Annotated in this window: 16 protein-coding genes; 8 read left to right on the top strand and 8 right to left on the bottom strand. The window is 66.3% G+C overall.

Annotated features, from left to right (window positions below):
• Positions 1 to 107: 107 nt before the first annotated feature.
• On the top strand, positions 108 to 668 hold the full coding sequence (locus BMY35_RS25640; protein ID WP_093205450.1) for an HNH endonuclease: 561 nt from the start codon (positions 108 to 110) through the stop codon (positions 666 to 668).
• Between the two features lie 11 nt (positions 669 to 679).
• Here BMY35_RS25640 and BMY35_RS25635 read toward each other — a convergent pair whose 3' ends face one another.
• The 4 genes from BMY35_RS25635 to BMY35_RS25620 form a co-directional block, all read right to left on the bottom strand.
• Positions 680 to 1,468: an enoyl-CoA hydratase gene (locus tag BMY35_RS25635; protein WP_093205448.1), complete on the bottom strand. Its 789-nt coding sequence runs from the start codon at positions 1,466 to 1,468 to the stop codon at positions 680 to 682.
• 19 nt (positions 1,469 to 1,487) lie between these two features.
• Complete coding sequence (locus tag BMY35_RS25630) at positions 1,488 to 2,849, bottom strand: alpha/beta fold hydrolase (protein WP_093205446.1); 1,362 nt, start codon at positions 2,847 to 2,849, stop codon at positions 1,488 to 1,490.
• A 95-nt stretch (positions 2,850 to 2,944) separates the two neighbouring features.
• Positions 2,945 to 4,060 (bottom strand): acyl-CoA dehydrogenase family protein, encoded by a 1,116-nt coding sequence (locus BMY35_RS25625; protein WP_093205444.1) that lies wholly within the window; start codon positions 4,058 to 4,060, stop codon positions 2,945 to 2,947.
• Between the two features lie 13 nt (positions 4,061 to 4,073).
• Positions 4,074 to 5,255 carry an acyl-CoA dehydrogenase family protein gene (locus BMY35_RS25620; protein ID WP_093205442.1) on the bottom strand — a complete coding sequence of 394 codons (1,182 nt, stop codon included), beginning with the start codon at positions 5,253 to 5,255 and terminating at the stop codon, positions 4,074 to 4,076.
• Positions 5,256 to 5,411: 156 nt separating this feature from the next.
• Between BMY35_RS25620 and purN the strand changes: the two genes are divergently transcribed.
• Positions 5,412 to 6,008: a phosphoribosylglycinamide formyltransferase gene (gene purN, locus BMY35_RS25615; protein WP_093205440.1), complete on the top strand. Its 597-nt coding sequence runs from the start codon at positions 5,412 to 5,414 to the stop codon at positions 6,006 to 6,008.
• Positions 6,001 to 6,366 carry an I78 family peptidase inhibitor gene (locus tag BMY35_RS25610; RefSeq protein ID WP_256229552.1) on the top strand — a complete coding sequence of 122 codons (366 nt, stop codon included), beginning with the start codon at positions 6,001 to 6,003 and terminating at the stop codon, positions 6,364 to 6,366. The genes purN and BMY35_RS25610 overlap by 8 nt, the downstream gene beginning before the upstream one ends.
• Positions 6,367 to 6,442: 76 nt before the next feature.
• Here BMY35_RS25610 and BMY35_RS25605 read toward each other — a convergent pair whose 3' ends face one another.
• Entirely contained in the window at positions 6,443 to 6,676 is a 234-nt protein-coding gene (locus BMY35_RS25605) for a DUF1653 domain-containing protein (RefSeq protein WP_093205436.1), read from the bottom strand.
• Between the two features lie 53 nt (positions 6,677 to 6,729).
• Here BMY35_RS25605 and BMY35_RS25600 point away from each other — a divergent pair, with 53 nt between their 5' ends.
• The 3 genes from BMY35_RS25600 (at position 6,730) to BMY35_RS25590 (ending at position 11,246) form a co-directional block, all read left to right on the top strand.
• The gene (locus BMY35_RS25600; protein WP_093205434.1) at positions 6,730 to 8,583 is read left to right on the top strand and encodes a M48 family metallopeptidase; all 1,854 of its coding nucleotides are present in this window, start codon (positions 6,730 to 6,732) and stop codon (positions 8,581 to 8,583) included.
• A 40-nt stretch (positions 8,584 to 8,623) separates the two neighbouring features.
• Complete coding sequence (locus tag BMY35_RS25595) at positions 8,624 to 9,895, top strand: RsmB/NOP family class I SAM-dependent RNA methyltransferase (RefSeq protein WP_093205432.1); 1,272 nt, start codon at positions 8,624 to 8,626, stop codon at positions 9,893 to 9,895.
• Between the two features lie 136 nt (positions 9,896 to 10,031).
• Positions 10,032 to 11,246: a DesA family fatty acid desaturase gene (locus BMY35_RS25590; protein ID WP_093205430.1), complete on the top strand. Its 1,215-nt coding sequence runs from the start codon at positions 10,032 to 10,034 to the stop codon at positions 11,244 to 11,246.
• 157 nt (positions 11,247 to 11,403) lie between these two features.
• Here BMY35_RS25590 and rpmG read toward each other — a convergent pair whose 3' ends face one another.
• From rpmG to trxB, 3 genes are all read right to left on the bottom strand, one after another.
• Complete coding sequence (gene rpmG / locus BMY35_RS25585) at positions 11,404 to 11,577, bottom strand: 50S ribosomal protein L33 (protein ID WP_007830291.1); 174 nt, start codon at positions 11,575 to 11,577, stop codon at positions 11,404 to 11,406.
• Positions 11,578 to 11,588: 11 nt separating this feature from the next.
• Complete coding sequence (gene rpmB, locus BMY35_RS25580) at positions 11,589 to 11,822, bottom strand: 50S ribosomal protein L28 (protein ID WP_081265743.1); 234 nt, start codon at positions 11,820 to 11,822, stop codon at positions 11,589 to 11,591.
• Positions 11,823 to 11,994: 172 nt separating this feature from the next.
• The gene (gene trxB / locus BMY35_RS25575) at positions 11,995 to 12,954 is read right to left on the bottom strand and encodes a thioredoxin-disulfide reductase (protein WP_093205428.1); all 960 of its coding nucleotides are present in this window, start codon (positions 12,952 to 12,954) and stop codon (positions 11,995 to 11,997) included.
• 184 nt (positions 12,955 to 13,138) lie between these two features.
• On the opposite strand from trxB, the gene BMY35_RS25570 reads away from it, so the two are divergent.
• Together BMY35_RS25570 and BMY35_RS25565 are read left to right on the top strand one after the other, a co-directional pair.
• Positions 13,139 to 13,813, top strand: a complete 675-nt coding sequence (locus tag BMY35_RS25570) for a Crp/Fnr family transcriptional regulator (RefSeq protein ID WP_007830295.1) — start codon at positions 13,139 to 13,141, stop codon at positions 13,811 to 13,813.
• 100 nt (positions 13,814 to 13,913) lie between these two features.
• Positions 13,914 to 16,355, top strand: coding sequence for a DNA translocase FtsK (locus BMY35_RS25565; RefSeq protein WP_093205427.1), 2,442 nt, complete (start codon positions 13,914 to 13,916; stop codon positions 16,353 to 16,355).
• Positions 16,356 to 16,408: the final 53 nt, after the last annotated feature.

The following is a 16,408-nucleotide window of genomic DNA, read 5'->3' as shown; positions in this document are numbered from 1 at the left end:
GTCACAAAGCCGGTATATTGTGACGCAGTGCGTTGATCGGCGTGGGTCTCCAACGCGCTCCGTGTCCCTGGTCTTTCCGTGTTCTCTCCCTTTTCGAGGAGGCGTGTGTGAAGGTCTTGAAGCTGTCGGCCCAAGGGCTGCCCCAGTCATGGATTTCGCTGGAACAGGCGGTGATCCACTACGCGGCGGACGAAGTCCGCTGGGAGGTGGGCGCGCAGGTGGCCGTGTTCCGTGGCGGCCACAACGCCATCACCGGCGAGCAGTCGCAGATCGCGATCAACAGCATCATCGGCACCAAGGGCGTGCCGCGCATCAACCCCTTCGCCCAGCGGCCCGGACTCACCAACAGCAAGCTGTTCGCGCGCGACCGCAACGTTTGTGCCTACTGCGGCGGGCACTTCCACGAAGACGAACTCACCCGCGAGCACATCATCCCGTTCGCCCAGAGGGGCATCGACACCTGGATGAACGTGGTCACGGCCTGCAGGCCCTGCAACCATCGCAAGAGCAGCCGCACGCCCGAGCAGGCCGGCATGCCGCTGCTGTATGCCCCCTACGTGCCCAGCCTCTGGGAAGACTTCATTCTGCGGAACAGGCGCATTCTGGCCGACCAGATGGAATTCCTGATGGCGCACCTGCCCGAGAGTTCGCGGCTGCACGATTCCTAGCTGTTTCAGCCTCAGCGCTTCCAGTCCGGCGGGCGCTTCTCGATGAAGGCCTGAACGCCTTCCAGCGCGCTCTCGTCCATCATGTTGCAGGCCATGGTCTGGCTCGCGTCGGCGAGCGCCGCCTCGATGCCGGTTTCGAGCTGGCGGTAGAACAGGGCCTTGCCCAGCGCGAGCGCTGCGCGGGGCTTGGCGACGATGCTGGCCACCAGCGATTCGACCGCCGCATCCAGCTCCGCGGGCGGCGCCACCCGGTTCACAAGCCCTTTCTCGCGCGCCTCCTGCGCGCTGATGAATTCGCCTGTCACCAGCATCTCGAAGGCTTCCTTGCGCCCGAGGTTGCGCGAGAGCGTGACGCTCGGCGTGGCGCAGAAGAGGCCCACGTTCACTCCGCTGACCGCGAAGCGCGCATCGCTCGACGCCACCGCGAGGTCGCATACCGCGACCAGCTGGCAGCCTGCGGCCGTCGCGATGCCGTGCACGCGCGCGATCACCGGCACGGGCAGCTTCTGGATCGACAGCATCATCGCGCCACAGCGCTCGAACAACTGCTCGTAATAGTCGAGCGAAGGGGCGGCGCGCATTTCCTTCAGGTCGTGGCCTGCGCAGAAAGCCTTGCCGGCCCCGGCGATGACCACCGCGCGCACAGTGGTGTCGGCGGCGACCTCGCCCAGCGCCTGCTCGAGCGCGCCGAGCATGCCTTCGGAGAGCGCGTTGAACGCGGCCGGCCGGTTCAAGGTCAGCGTGACCACGCCGCGTGCGTCGCGCGACTGCAGGACGAAGGGGGAATCCGTGTCGGTCATGACCTGGCCCGCCTTCGCTTCAATAGGTCAGCTCGAGCACCGTGACGTGCTCCTTCACCGCGGGCCAGGTCAGGCCGGTGATGCGCTCGCCGTTGAACTCCCCCGTCACCGCGCGCGGCTGCTCGGCCGTCGCGAGGCGCAGCCGCGAGCTCGACACGCCCGAGCCCTTGGGCGGAACGCCCGCGGGCGGGGTCTGGCCGTCGAAGCGCATGGTGTCGCGCTGGGCGTCGAAGTAGCCGCGGGGCCGCGTGAAGACGACGACCGCATTGGCGCTGCCGTCGGCCGGCGTGACGCGCTCGGGTCGCAGGTTCACGACGCTGCTGCTGCGCGGGAACGGGCTGCGGTAGATGTGGGTGGTGCCGTAGCTGGGCGTGGCAAGCACGAACTCGTAGGCTGCGTCACCGCGTGCCTTGAACGGGCCCCAGCGGCCGTCGGCGCCGACGGACTTGGTGAAGACGGCTTCCCCGAGCCGCGCGCCGGTGGCGGGGTTGACCGCGTAGACGGTCACCGTGGCGCCATTCAGCGGAAGGTTTTCGGCGCCGATCGCGCGGCCGTTGAGCACGACGTCCGCCTCTGGTGCAACCTCGGTGCTGCGCGGCGCCTGCCCGGTGAGGAACTGCCATGTCGCCGCGAATGCCGCGGGCGAGAACGAAGTCTCGCGATGATCGACGCGCGGCAGCACGATGTTGGTCGCGCCCTTGAGCGCCGGCCCGTCGAAGCCGATGTTGGTCGGCTTGCCGGGAGCGCCGATCCACACGCCGTCGGGCTGGGCGTACTTGTCGTTGTTGTCGGAGCGCAGGGTCAGCCATTTCACGCCGGGTGTGACTTCCTCGCCGTTGGGCCCCTTCGGCTCGTTGAGCTGCTGCATGAAGCCCGAGAGCCCCGAGAACTCGTTGTTCTCGCGGAAGCCCTTCACCGCCCAGATGCCGTGCGCCGGGTTGCCGCCCAGCACCACGTGGCTCACGACCGCGGCGCCGCCGCCGTTCTGCACGTAGTTGCGGATGGTGTTGCCGCCGCGCGAGTTGCCGATCAGCACCACCTTGCTCGCGCCGGTGGCCTTCAGCACCTTGTCGACCTCGGCCTTGAGGAACACCGCCGATTCGCCTGTGGAGCTGCGTCCGGGCTGGGCCACGGCGTCGTCGTCGCGTGCGACCGGGTTGGGCTGGTCCACCGCGAACAGCCGCTCGCGCGGCCAGCCGTTCGACTCGAAGCGCCAGATCGTCGTCTGCCAGAGCGCGGCCGAGTCGCCGTTGCCGTGCATGAACACGATGGGCGGGCGTTCGGTGTACGACGGCGAAGGAGAGGTGGCGCAGGCGGTCAGCATGGCGGCGGCGGTCCCGGTGGCAGCCATGGCGACGAGAAGAGTGCGGCGGGTCTGCATGTTGTCTTGTTCCTGGATTCCTGTGGTGGGGGCCAAGTGAAAACGCCCGCCGGCGCGAAGGCGGGCGGGCGTTGGATGCTAGGTGAAAAAGACCGTCAGGCGAAGACGCCGGCCGTGTCCTGCATGCGGGCCGACACTTCGCCCAGGTGGTGCAGCGTGTCGCCGAAAGTCATTTCCATCTGCGTGAGCTTGCGGAAGTAGTGGCTGCCGATGTATTCGTCGGTCACGCCGATGCCGCCGTGCAGCTGCACCGAGTTCGCGGCGATGTAGCGCATCGACACGCCGAGCTGGTACTTGGCGCGGGCCAGCGCCTGGCGGCGCTCCTCGGCCGGGGCGTTGAGCTTGAGCGTCGCGTAGTAGCTCATCGAGCGGGCGAGCTCGAGCTGCATCTTCATGTCGGCGACGCGGTGGCGCAGCGCCTGGAAGCTGGAGATGACCACGCCGAACTGCTTGCGCTGGTTCAGGTATTCGACGGTGAGGTCCACGGTCTTGTCCAGCACGCCCACGCCTTCGGCGCAGAGGGCGGCAATGCCGACGTCCACCGCGTATTCGAGGGCTGCGAGGCCGTCGAGCGTCACCAGCGTGGCGTCGGCCTTGTCGAACACGACCTCCGCGGCGCGGGAGCCGTCCTGCGTGCCGTAGCCGCGCGCTTCCACGCCGCTGGCGCTGCGCTCGACCAGGAAGAGGGCGATCTTGCCGTCGACCTTGGCCGGCACCAGGAAGGCATCGGCCTCATCGCCCACGGGCACCATGCCCTTGGCGCCGGTCAGCGACCAGCCGCTGCCCGCCTTGGCGGCATGCGCCTCGCACACGTCGAGGCGGTAGCGTGCCTTGCGCTCCTGGTAGGCCAGCACCACGATGGCCTGGCCGCCCGCGATGCGCGGCAGCCAGTTTTCCTTGGTGTCGGCACCGGCGTAGCCGCTGAGCACCGCGCCGGCGATCAGCGTCTGCGCGAAGGGCTCCAGCACGATGCCGCGGCCGAGTTCTTCCATGACGACCATGCCGGCCACCGGGCCCATGCCCAGGCCGCCGTCGTCCTCGCCGATGTAGAGGCCGCCCAGGCCGAGCTCGGCCAGTTCGTCCCAGGCCTCGCGCGAGAAGCCGCCCTTGGCCTCGATGCCGCGGCGGCGCTCGAAGTCGTAGCCCTTGTCGACCCACTTGCGCACGGCGTCGCGCAGCTGTTCCTGGTCGTCGGTGAAATTGAAGTCCATGCTTTTTGTCTCCTCAGCCCAGAACCGTCTGCGCGACGATGTTGCGTTGCACTTCGTTGCTGCCACCGTAGATGGTGGTCTTGCGCATGTTGAAGAAGGTCGACGTCAGCGGTGCGAGCGCCGGGTTTCCGCCCGGGAAGTTGCCCTGCCAGCCGGCTTCCATCGCCTCGCGGATCAGCGGCAGCGAGTAGGCGCCGCCGGCCAGCATCATCAGTTCGCTGTAGCGCTGCTGGATCTCGCTGCCGCGGATCTTGAGCAGGCCCGCCACGTCCAGCGAGTTCTTGCCCGAGGTGGCGGCCGAGAGCACGCGCAGCACCATCATCTCGAGGGCGACGACGTCGACTTCCAGCTTGGCGATCTCGTCGCGGAAGCGCTGGTCGTCGTAGACGCCTTCGGCCTTCGCGATGCGCTTGAGGCGCTCGAGCTCGCGCTTGGCGCGGTTCACGTCGGCGATGTTGGTGCGCTCGTGCGAGAGCAGGTGCTTGGCGTAGGTCCAGCCCTTGTTCTCCTCGCCGATCAGGTTCTCGGCGGGCACTTCGACGTTGTCGAAGAACACTTCATTGACTTCATGGCCGCCGTCGAGCAGCTTGATCGGGCGCACGGTGACGCCGGGCGACTTCATGTCGAGCAGCAGGAAGCTGATGCCGGTCTGGGGCTTGCCCTCGTTGCTGGTGCGCACGAGGTTGAACATCCAGTCGCCGTACTGGCCGAGCGTGGTCCAGGTCTTCTGGCCGTTGACGATGTACTTGTCGCCCTTGCGCTCGGCCTTGGTCTTGACGGAAGCCAGGTCGGAGCCCGAGCCCGGCTCGCTGTAGCCCTGGCTCCACCAGACTTCGCCGCTGGCGATCCCGGGGAGGAAGCGCTTCTGCTGTTCGGCATTGCCGAAGGCCATGATGACCGGCGCAACCATCACGGGCCCGAAGGGCACGATGCGCGGCGCGCCGGCCAGTGCGGTTTCTTCCTCGAACAGGTGGCGTTGCACGGCGGTCCAGCCAGGGCCACCGAATTCCTTCGGCCAGCCGTAGCCCAGCCAGCCCTTCTTGCCGAGGATCTTGGCCCAGCCTTGCAGATCGTCGCGCGTCAGTTCGAGCGCGTTGTGTACCTTGTGCGAAATCTCCTTGGGGAGGTTGTCCTTGACCCAGGCGCGAACCTCTTCGCGGAACTTCTGTTCTTCGGGTGTGAAGCTCAAATCCATGCGTGCCTCGCTGTGTTGATCGGTTCACCGCAGACGCGGCTTGTCTCCGGAACCACGAGTTTTAGCACGGTCGTGCTGTGAAGCGGTGTCCGCGCCGCGACAAGGGCTGACCGGCTGCCGGACGACGGGCGCGGGGCACGGATAATTCCGCCTCCCATGAAGAACATCGTGATCCTGATCTCCGGCGGCGGCTCCAATATGGAGGCCATCGTGCGTGCCGCCGGGCGCGACCGCTGGGCCGAGCGCTTCGGCGCGCGCATCGCCGCTGTCGTGAGCAACAAGGCCGAGGCCGGCGGGCTGACGATCGCCAAGGCCCAGGGCATCGACACCGCGGTGGTTCCGCACAAGGATTTCGCCACCCGTGAGGCTTTCGACGAAGCGCTGGCGAAGGTGGTCGACGGTTACGCGCCGGCGCTGGTGGTGCTGGCAGGTTTCATGCGCATCCTGACGCCGGGCTTCGTCAACCGTTATGCGGGCCGGCTGGTGAACATCCATCCCTCGTTGCTGCCGGCGTTTCCGGGGCTGAACACGCATCAGCGCGCCATCGAGGCGGGCTGCAAGGTGGCAGGCGTCACGGTGCACCAGGTAACAACCGAACTCGATCACGGGCCGATCCTGGCGCAGGCCGTCGTGCCGGTGCTGCCGGACGACACGGCTGCCACCCTGGCCGGACGGGTGCTCGCACAGGAGCATCTGTTGTATCCGCGAGCCATCGCCGGCTGGCTGTCGGATACATCGTGTCACAATGAGTAAAGTTGTTTATATTCGCGGGTTTTCGGGAGTCCAGAAAGTGAAGAACCAATCGTTGCTGCTGGCGCTTGCCGGCGCCGCCCTGGTGGCGGGCTGTGCTGCTCCGGCACCCGCGCCCGCCCCTGCACCCGCGCCTGCTCCGCCGCCCGAGCCGGTTTACCAGTGCAATGCTGACGGCGCCCGTTTCGCCATCGGCCAGCCGCTGACGCCGCAGCTCGAAGCCGCCGCCCGAGTGCGCTCCGGCGCCGGCACGGTGCGCACGCTGAAGCCGGGCGAGGCCACGACGATGGAACTCAACGGCGGACGTCTCAATCTCGATGTCGACGCCCGCAATCGCGTCACGGACGTCCGCTGCGGTTGACCCTACCCAGGTTGCCGCAAAGAAAGAATGAGGCGGCAACCCGCACAGGCAGAACGGGCCTGCGCAGCCCGGCTGGCTAGATCGGTGTGAATCTCCTTCTGGGCACGCCGTCGATCTCGACGGTTTCGCCGAACATGGCGGCAGGCCGGACCCAGAGGCCGTGGGCACCGTACAGGGCGCGGTACAGCGTCATCGGTTCCAGCGTCTCGCTGTGCCGCACGGTACCGAGCACTTCGTATTCGCCGCCCTTGTAGTGGCGGTAGCGCCCGGGGGGCGTCTCGATCAGGGGAGGGAGGTCTTCGTCGTTCAACGGCGGCTTGCCTTTCTTCAGAAACTGTCGGAGCTTGATTTGACGGGAGTCGGATGGATCGCGCTGATTTTGTTCACCTGGTTCGACTGAGCGAGCATGCCAGTGCGGACGACAGCGCGCGCTATCGACGCAGCGTCGCGGCCTTCGCTGCGCTCGGCTACCTGTGGGTGCTGGGCTGCCTCGGGCTGTCGGTGGGCATCATCACCTGGGTGCTTTCCTCGATCGGCGAGGAGCGCTTCAACTTCACGCGCGGCTGGCTGCTGCTGTTCGCCCTGGGGCTCCTGTGGGCCACGCTGCGCGCGCTCTGGGTGCGTTTCGACGACCCCGAGGGCGTCGAGCTCCGCCGGGAAGACGCGCCAGCGCTTTTCGAGGCGCTCGATCGCATCCGCGCCAGGATCAAGGGGCCGCCGGTCCACCGCGTCTACCTTGACGACGAATTCAACGCCAGCATCCGGCAGGTGCCGCGCTTCGGGCTGTTCGGCGGCGCGGTCAACTCGCTGAGCATCGGGCTGCCGCTGCTGATGATGCTCGACCGGCGGCGGCTGCTGTCGGTGCTGGCCCACGAATATGGTCATCTGCGGGGCAATCACGGCAAGCTGAGCGCCTGGATCTACCGCACCCGGCTGTCGTGGCTCAAGCTCGACGCCAGCCTGCAGCGCAACGAAGGCGTGATGGCGCTGTTCTCGCAGGCCTTCTTCCGCTGGTACTTCCCGCGCTTCGCGGCCAAGACCTTCGCGCTGGCCCGCCAGGACGAATACGAGGCCGACCGCATCTCGGGCAGGCTGCTGGGCACGTCCGTGGCCGCCGCCGCGTTGACCGAGATCGCCATCAAGGGCAACTGGTACGCCAACGAGTTCTGGCCCTGGCACTGGGCCCGCGCCGAGCACGAGCCGCAACCCCCGGGTCCGTTCGAAGCCCTTCGCAAGCGCGTGCGCACGCCACCCGACGACGACTTCGCGCGCCAGGCGCTGCGCGAGGCGATGCGCCGCGTCAGCGACCTGGAAGACACCCATCCGGTCTTGAGGGACCGGCTCGAGGCGCTCGACCAGAAGGCGGCGATGCCCGAATGGTCGACGCGACCGGCGCTCGACCTGCTGGTCGACCGCAGGAAGTGGATCGAGTATTTCGACAATCAGTGGCGCCGGGCCCACGCGGCCGACTGGAAGCAGCACCATGCGCATCGGTCGCGCATCCGCGAGCGCATTGCGGTGCTGGCTGCGCGCGGCGAGCGCAACACGCCGGACGAAATGGTCGAGTGGGCCGATTCCGAGCGCCGGCTCGACCCGTCCGCCCCTGTGCGCGTGCGCTACGAGAACGCCCTGCGGATCGCGCCGGAGCATCCCGGCGCGCTGCGCGGACTGGCCCAGATGCTGCCGGCGAGCGACCGCGAAGCGCGCCTCGCAGTGCTCGAGCGGCTGCATGGCTCGGGTGCGGCCAGCCGGTGGTGGGCTGCCAGGAGCGCCGTCGCCTCGCTGGAGGACCCCGACACGGGTCCGCACGACGAGGAGGCGCTGAAGCTGTGGCGCGGCCGTCTCAAGGACGCGGAAGAGGCGGAGGCGCGTGCCTGGGAGGAGATCACCGGCACGCCGTTCTTCAGCCAGATCTCGCGACACGACCTCAACGACTACGAGCTCGGCGAACTGCGGGCCGACCTTGTGCGTTGCCTGCCGGCTTCGCGAGCCTGGCTGGTGCGGAAGAATCTGCGCGAATTTCCGTGGCGCCGGGCCTACATCGTGTTCGTCGAGCTGCCGGGGCTCGACGACGAAGACCGCTGGCACCTGTGCCGCGAGCTGGAGCAGACCCTCACGCTGCCGGGCGCCGCGCTGGTGCTGTGGGCGGGGCATTCGCCGAAGCTGGAAGACATCGAGCGCGAGGCTTTCGGGGTGGTCTGGACGCGCGGCGCGTAGGCTCCGGGGCCGGGCCGCCTGCGGCTGAGACAATCGGGGGATGCATCCCAAAGCCTTGTTGGAGGCCGCCGCCGATCTGGTCGGCCTCGTCCTGAAATTCGATCACCCCGCCGACCAGGTCGTCTCGCGCTTTTTCCGCGAGCACCGCGAGTTCGGCCCGCGCGAGCGCGCGACGCTCGCCGAAACCGTCTACACCGTGCTTCGCAAGAAGCTGCTCTTCGATCACCTTTCGCCTTCGGGCAGCGGCTCGAAGGAGCGGCGAATGGCGATCCTGGGCTTTCACGGCCCGCGGGATTTCCTGAAGAGCGCGCTCAACGACACCGAGAAGCGCTGGCTCGACAACTGCGACGCCGTCAAGCCGGACGACCTGCTGGAGCGGCACCGCCACAACCTGCCCGAGTGGCTGGTCGCGCCGCTGAAGGCGCAGCTCGGCGACGGTTTCTGGCCGCTGGTCGAAACGCTGCAGCAGCCCGCGCCGCTCGACCTGCGCGTCAATGCGCTGACCGACAAGCGCGCGGATGTGAAGGCCGAGCTTGCTCTGGCTGCTATCAAATCGGAAGCGACTCCGTTCTCGCCCTGGGGCCTGCGCATCGAAGGCAAGCCGGCGCTGACCAAGCTGGACGCCTTCGCGCGCGGCGCCATCGAGGTGCAGGACGAAGGCTCGCAACTGCTGGCTCTGCTGCTGGATGCCAAGCGCGGGGAGATGGTGGTCGATTTCTGCGCTGGTGCCGGCGGCAAGACGCTGGCCATCGGCGCGACCATGCGCAACACCGGCCGGCTTTACGCGTTCGACACCTCTGCGCACCGGCTGGACGCGCTCAAGCCGCGGCTGGCACGCAGCAAGCTGTCGAACGTGCATCCGGCGGCCATCGCTCACGAGCGCGACGACCGGATCAAGCGCCTGGCGGGCAAGATCGACCGTGTGCTGGTCGACGCGCCCTGCTCGGGGCTGGGTACGCTGAGGCGGAATCCCGATCTGAAATGGCGCCAGTCGCCCAAGGCGGTGGAGGAGCTGACGGTCAAGCAGTCGGCCATTCTGCAGAGCGCGGCACGGCTTGTTAAATCGGGTGGGCGTCTGGTTTACGCCACGTGCAGCGTGCTGCCGGAGGAAAACGAGGCGATCGCGGAGGCTTTCGGCGCCGCCAATCCCGATTTCGTGCCCGTGGACGCGGCGGAGCTGTTGCAAGGGCTCAAGGTCGACGGTTTCGAGGCGCTTTGCTCGGGCGGGGAGGGCGCCAGGCGCTACCTGCGGCTGTGGCCGCACCGTCATGCGACCGACGGTTTCTTTGCCGCGGTGTGGAACCGCAAATAGGTGCCGGACTCCAAACTAGGGTTAATCTGCGCCTTTCTTGAAGGTTTAAAGGGCTTGTTTTAAGCCCTGCCACCTTAAAATCGCAGGTTATCTGAAGGCTGCATCTTCGTGTGGCCATGATGGAGTACCTGATTCAATGTTGCTTCCTGACTCCGCCGTTCTGAATGCGGCCATCGAATGGCTCGGACACGGCCTGTGGGATCTCACCTGGTGGCAGGTCGTGCTGTACACGCTCGCCACCACGCACATCACGATTGCCGCGGTCACGATCTTCCTGCACCGCACGCAGACGCACCGGGCCATGGATCTGGGCCCGATCCCTTCGCATTTCTTCCGCTTCTGGCTCTGGATCGGCACCGGCATGGTGACGAAGGAGTGGGTCGCCATCCACCGCAAGCACCACGCCAAGTGCGAAACCCAGGACGACCCGCATAGCCCGCAGGTCAAGGGTATCGAAGAGGTGCTCTGGCGCGGCGCCGAGCTGTATCGCGCCGAGTCGAAGAACAAGGAAACGATGGAGCGCTACGGTCACGGCACGCCCGATGACTGGATCGAGCGCAACCTGTATTCGCGCTACAGCTGGCAGGGCGTCGGCCTGATGCTGGTCCTGAACCTGGCGCTGTTCGGCGCACTCGGCCTGGCCGTGTGGGCCGTGCAGATGCTCTGGATTCCGATCACCGCCGCCGGCGTCATCAACGGCATCGGCCACTACTGGGGCTATCGCAACTTCGAGGCGCCCGACGCCAGCCGCAACATCATGCCCTGGGGCCTGATCATCGGCGGCGAGGAACTGCACAACAATCACCACACGTACCCCACCTCGGCCAAGTTCTCGGTCAAGAAGTACGAGTTCGACATCGGCTGGATCTATATCCAGGCGCTGCAGAAGCTGGGCTGGGCCAAGGTCAAGAAGGTGCCGCCGAAGATGCTGATGGGCGACATCCAGCCCGTGGCCAACGAGAAGACGCTCGAAGCCGTCATCGCGAACCGCTACGAAGTCATGGCCGGCTATGCGCGCGAAATGCGCCGTGCCACCAGCCTGGAACTGGCTGCCCTGAAGAACAAGGGTGCCGACCTGTCGGTGCTCAAGGCCGCCAAGCGCTGGCTGCATCGCGACGACGACAAGGTGCCTGCCTCGGCCCGCTCGCATGTCGTGCAGGCCCGTGCTGCCCATCCGGTGCTCGACAAGATGGTCACGATGCGCGAAGAGCTGCGTCAGCTGTGGCTCAACACCTCGCAGTCGCGCGAGCAGCTGGCGGCCGATCTGGCGGCTTGGTGCCATCGGGCGGAAGCCAGCGGCATTGCCGGTCTGCGCGACTTCTCGACCCGCCTGCGCGCTGCCCGCGCCTGAGGCGTTTCAGTCTCTCGATCTAAAAAGCCGGCCTGCGGGCCGGCTTTTTTGTGCCCGTCGTAAATCCGGCCGATTTGATCGATCGAATAAATAAACGGGCAATAAAAAACCCGCTGGATCAACAGCGGGTTTTTTATTTGGGAAAACCGGAGCCGAATTACTTCAGCTTGATTTCCTTGTATTCGACGTGCTTGCGCGCCTTGGGGTCGAACTTCATGATCGACATCTTTTCAGGCATCGTCTTCTTGTTCTTGCTGGTCGTGTAGAAGTGGCCGGTACCCGCGGTGGATTCCAGCTTGATCTTTTCGCGTCCGCCTTTGCTCGTTGCCATGATTCAGCTCCTTAGGCTTGGCCGCGTGCGCGCAGGTCTGCGAGCACGGAGTCGATACCGTTCTTGTCGATCAGGCGCAGTGCGGCGCTCGAAACACGCAGGCGAACCCAGCGGTTTTCAGTCTCGACCCAGAAACGGCGATATTGCAGGTTCGGCAGGAACCGGCGCTTGGTTTTGTTGTTGGCGTGGGAAACGTTGTTTCCGACCATCGGGCCTTTGCCCGTTACGTCGCATACGCGTGCCATGAGGACACTCTTTCTTGAACAGCTGGCACCGGTGCAATCAGGGTGATTGCAGGTGTTTTGCAGCTTGACCTCGCCAGAAAACGGGTGGCGGTACCCCGGCTTTGCCGCGACTCGTGGGAGAGCCCTGTTTCGGCAAAGCCTCGGATTATAGCCCTTTTGGGCTCTCCGTTGGTTACAGCGTGCCGTCCTGCTCCAGGAAGCGCTGTGCGTCGAGCGCCGCCATGCAGCCCGTGCCGGCGCTGGTGATGGCCTGGCGGTAGATGTTGTCCTGCACGTCGCCGGCGGCGAAGACGCCCGGAATGCTGGTCATCGTGGCGAAGCCCTGCAGGCCGGAGCGGGTCAGGATGTAGTTGTCCTTCATCTCCAGCTGGCCCTGGAAGATGTCGGTGTTCGGGTGGTGTCCGATCGCGATGAAGCAGCCCTTGAGGTCGATCTGCTCCGTGGCGCCGGTCTGCGTGTTCTTGATGCGGATGCCCGTCACGCCCGAGTCGTCGCCCAGCACCTGGTCGAGCTCGTTGTGCAGCTTCAGCACGATCTTGCCTTCGGCGACCTTCTCCTTGACCTTGTCGATCAGGATGGGCTCCGCGCGGAACTTGTCGCGGCGATGCACCAGCGTGACCTTGTTCGCGATGTTGGAGAGGTAGAGCGCCTCCTCGACGGCCGTGTTGCCGCCACCGATCACGCAGACCTCCTGCTCGCGATAGAAGAAGCCGTCGCAGGTCGCGCAGGCGGAGACGCCGCGGCCCATGAACTTCTGTTCGGAATCCAGGCCCAGGTACTTGGCCGAAGCGCCGGTGGCGATGATCAGTGCGTCGCAGGTGTAGGTGCCGCTGTCGCCGGTGAGTGTGAAGGGGCGCTTGCTCAGGTCGACCTTGTTGATGTGGTCGAACACGATCTGCGTCTTGAAGCGCTCGGCGTGTTCAAGAAAGCGCTGCATCAGGTCGGGGCCCTGCACGCCGTGAACGTCGGCCGGCCAGTTGTCGACCTCGGTCGTGGTCATCAGCTGTCCGCCCTGGGCAATGCCGGTGATGAGCAGTGGTTGCAGGTTTGCGCGTGCCGCATAGACGGCTGCGGTATAGCCGGCGGGGCCGGAGCCCAGAATCAAAACCTTGGCGTGTTGGGGTGCGGACATGAGTAGAAAACCTAGGATGGACGCTGCTTCAGCGTGTACATTTTCAGGGTGGTAGCGATATATATGGAGTATCACTGCCCGGTTCAACACCGGGTGAACGGTGTTTTCAATGCGCGCGATTGTAGTAATCCATCGGCTTGCTGCTTTCTGGATTGCTCCGCCCGCTGTCTCAGGGATTGAATAAATGTCGATGCTGTCCAACCTCGAATTGCTTCGGCGCGTTCCATTGTTCGCGTCGTTGACGGCCACGCAGTCCGCTAGCATCGCGGACGCGATCATCAAGAAGCGCTTCAAGCGCGCGGAAGTCGTCGTGGAGCAGGGCAAGAAGTCCGATGCGCTCTACATCATCCTGACCGGCCGGGCACGCGTCACGAGCGCCGACAGCCGGGGCCGCGAGGTCATCCTCGCCACGCTGCATCCGGGCGACTACCTGGGCGAGATGAGCCTGATCGACGATGAACCGCATTCGGCGACCGTACGCACCGAGATCCAGTGCGACGTGCTCATGCTGGGCCGCGACGCCTTCGCGCGCTGCCTGCCCGAGAACTCCTCCATGGCCTACAACATCATGCGCGGCCTGGTGCAGCGCCTGCGCCATGCCGACCGCAAGATCGAGTCGCTGGCGCTGATGGATGTCTACGGGCGCGTGGCCCGCTCGCTGCTCGAATTCGCCGTGGAAGACGGTGCCGGCAATCTCAAGGTGCGCGACAAGATCTCCCGCCAGGACCTGGCCAAGATGGTCGGTGCCTCGCGCGAAATGGTGAGCCGCGTGATGAAGGACCTGGAAGAGCGCGGCTTCGTCCAGACGCTCGACGACGGCTCGATGATCGTCAAGGAACGGCTCCTGTCTCTGGCATGAGCCTCCAGGGCCGGGGCCGCCGTTGCAGGCGGCCCCGGCCTTTTGTTGTAGTGTTCGTGCGTCCGGCCCCTGCTTTTCGGGGCCGGGTGCCGTGTTTTTCATGACCTATTCGCTGAATACGCTTCAATCCTCCTCTGCCGCCGAAGGGCAACCCGTTCGCGTGCGCGCGATGCGCTTCGCCCACGAGATCACGCTGATCGCGGGATTCGCAGCGCTGCTGTTCTGGCTGCTGTCGATGCTGAGCTTCACGCCTTCGGATGCCGCTTGGTCCACCTCGGGCACCGGGGGCGAAATCAAGAACTGGGGCGGGCGCATCGGCGCCTGGCTGGCCGATGGCAGCTACTACGCCGCCGGCTATTCCGTCTGGTGGTGCCTCTTCGCGGGGCTGCGCGCCTGGCTGTCGTCGCTGGCCAACTGGCTGCGCGGCGGCGAGCCCTCTGCGGCTGAGCAGGCAACGCCGCGCGGGCGCTTCAACCGCAGCCGCCTTGCCTTCTGGCTCGGCCTGATCCTGCTGCTGTGCGCGAGCACCATGCTCGAATGGTCGCGCCTGTACCGGCTCGAAGCCCATCTGCCGGGCTCCGGCGGCGGTGCGCTGGGTTATCTCGTGGGGCCCGCCAGCGTGCGCTGGATGGGCTTCACCGGTTCGGCGCTGGTGGCCATCGCCGGCGGAGTGATCGGCTCCGCGCTGGTGTTCCGTTTCTCCTGGAGCCTGATCGCCGAGCGCATCGGCGCCCGGTTCTACTCCCTGTTCGAGTCGCGCCGCGAGAAGCGTGAGCTGGCAGCCGACATCGCGATGGGCAAGCAGGCAGCCCGCGAGCGCGCCGAAGCCGACGAACCCGCTTTCACGCGTGGCGATGTCGATTCCGGCCGGTCCGAGCCCTCGATGGCCCCGTCACACGGCGCCTTTGCCGGCGACGACGACGAAATCCGCATCGACCCGCCCCCCAAGCGCCGCGCCCCTTCGCCACCGGTCCAGATCGAGCCGGCGATGACCGAGGTGCCTCGCAGTGATCGCGTCGTCAAGGAGCGCCAGAAGCCGCTCTTCAAGGAACTGCCCGACAGCAAGCTGCCGCAGGTCGACCTGCTCGACCCCGCGCAGGCGCGCCAGGAGACGGTGTCGGCCGACACGCTCGAGATGACCTCGCGCATGATCGAGAAGAAGCTCAAGGACTTCGGCGTCGAGGTGCGCGTGGTGCTCGCCTCGCCGGGTCCCGTCATCACGCGCTACGAGATCGAGCCTGCCACCGGCGTCAAGGGCTCGCAGATCGTCAACCTCGCGAAAGACCTGGCGCGCTCGCTCTCGCTGGTGTCGATCCGCGTGGTCGAGACCATCCCGGGCAAGAACTACATGGCGCTCGAGCTGCCGAACGCCAAGCGCCAGTCGATCAAGCTCAGCGAGATCCTGGGCTCGCAGGTCTACAACGAAGGCAAGTCGATGCTCACCATGGGCCTCGGCAAGGACATCATCGGCAACCCCGTGGTGGCCGACCTCGCGAAGATGCCGCACGTGCTGGTGGCCGGTACCACCGGCTCGGGCAAGTCGGTGGGTATCAACGCGATGATCCTGTCGCTGCTGTACAAGGCCGAGGCGCGCGACGTGCGCCTGCTCATGATCGACCCGAAGATGCTTGAGATGTCGGTCTACGAGGGCATCCCGCACCTGCTGGCGCCCGTGGTCACCGACATGCGCCAGGCCGCGCACGGCCTGAACTGGTGCGTGGCCGAGATGGAGCGCCGCTACAAGCTCATGAGCAAGCTCGGCGTGCGCAACCTGGCCGGCTACAACACCAAGATCGACGAAGCGAAGGCGCGCGAGGAGTTCATCTACAACCCCTTCAGCCTCACGCCCGATGATCCGGAGCCGCTCAAGCGCGAGCCGCACATCGTCGTGGTGATCGACGAGCTGGCCGACCTGATGATGGTGGTCGGCAAGAAGATCGAAGAACTCATCGCCCGCCTCGCGCAGAAGGCGCGCGCCGCCGGCATCCACCTCATTCTTGCCACCCAGCGCCCCAGCGTGGACGTGATCACCGGCCTCATCAAGGCCAACATTCCGACCCGCATCGCCTTCCAGGTGTCGAGCAAGATCGACAGCCGCACCATCCTCGACCAGATGGGCGCCGAGGCGCTGCTCGGCATGGGCGACATGCTCTACATGCCCAGCGGCACGGGCCTGCCGATCCGCGTGCACGGCGCCTTCGTCAGCGACGACGAGGTGCACCGCGTGGTGGCCTACCTCAAGAGCCAGGGCGAGCCCGACTACATCGAAGGCGTGCTCGAAGGCGGCACGGTCGATGGCGACGGTGACGGCGACCTGCTCGGCGGCGGTGGCGACGGCGAGAAGGATCCCATGTACGACCAGGCGGTCGAAGTGGTGCTCAAGAACCGCAAGGCCAGCATCTCGCTGGTGCAGCGCCACCTGAAGATCGGCTACAACCGCGCGGCCCGCCTCGTCGAGGACATGGAGAAGGCCGGCCTGGTCAGCGCCATGAGCGGTAGCGGCCAGCGCGAGATCCTGGTGCCGGCACGAGCTGCCGAATGACCGGCTGCGAGGAGCGGCGAGCGGCAACCACCCGGGTTACGTGCTGAAAGGCA

The sequence above is a fragment of the Variovorax sp. YR750 genome, assembly GCF_900109805.1.
Lineage (GTDB): Bacteria > Pseudomonadota > Gammaproteobacteria > Burkholderiales > Burkholderiaceae_C > Variovorax > Variovorax gossypii.
This window is presented reverse-complemented; position numbering and strand designations above follow the sequence as displayed.

Excerpts from the sequence above, each read along its gene's own strand:
- BMY35_RS25635 (WP_093205448.1), bottom strand. The coding sequence starts at position 1,468 with ATGACCGACACGGATTCCCCCTTCGTCCTGCAGTCGCGCGACGCACGC.
- BMY35_RS25630 (WP_093205446.1), bottom strand. The coding sequence starts at position 2,849 with ATGCAGACCCGCCGCACTCTTCTCGTCGCCATGGCTGCCACCGGGACC.
- BMY35_RS25625 (WP_093205444.1), bottom strand. The coding sequence starts at position 4,060 with ATGGACTTCAATTTCACCGACGACCAGGAACAGCTGCGCGACGCCGTG.
- BMY35_RS25620 (WP_093205442.1), bottom strand. The coding sequence starts at position 5,255 with ATGGATTTGAGCTTCACACCCGAAGAACAGAAGTTCCGCGAAGAGGTT.
- purN (WP_093205440.1), top strand. The coding sequence starts at position 5,412 with ATGAAGAACATCGTGATCCTGATCTCCGGCGGCGGCTCCAATATGGAG.
- BMY35_RS25610 (WP_256229552.1), top strand. The coding sequence starts at position 6,001 with ATGAGTAAAGTTGTTTATATTCGCGGGTTTTCGGGAGTCCAGAAAGTG.
- BMY35_RS25600 (WP_093205434.1), top strand. The coding sequence starts at position 6,730 with ATGGATCGCGCTGATTTTGTTCACCTGGTTCGACTGAGCGAGCATGCC.
- BMY35_RS25595 (WP_093205432.1), top strand. The coding sequence starts at position 8,624 with ATGCATCCCAAAGCCTTGTTGGAGGCCGCCGCCGATCTGGTCGGCCTC.
- BMY35_RS25590 (WP_093205430.1), top strand. The coding sequence starts at position 10,032 with ATGTTGCTTCCTGACTCCGCCGTTCTGAATGCGGCCATCGAATGGCTC.
- rpmG (WP_007830291.1), bottom strand. The coding sequence starts at position 11,577 with ATGGCAACGAGCAAAGGCGGACGCGAAAAGATCAAGCTGGAATCCACC.
- rpmB (WP_081265743.1), bottom strand. The coding sequence starts at position 11,822 with ATGGCACGCGTATGCGACGTAACGGGCAAAGGCCCGATGGTCGGAAAC.
- trxB (WP_093205428.1), bottom strand. The coding sequence starts at position 12,954 with ATGTCCGCACCCCAACACGCCAAGGTTTTGATTCTGGGCTCCGGCCCC.
- BMY35_RS25570 (WP_007830295.1), top strand. The coding sequence starts at position 13,139 with ATGTCGATGCTGTCCAACCTCGAATTGCTTCGGCGCGTTCCATTGTTC.
- BMY35_RS25565 (WP_093205427.1), top strand. The coding sequence starts at position 13,914 with ATGACCTATTCGCTGAATACGCTTCAATCCTCCTCTGCCGCCGAAGGG.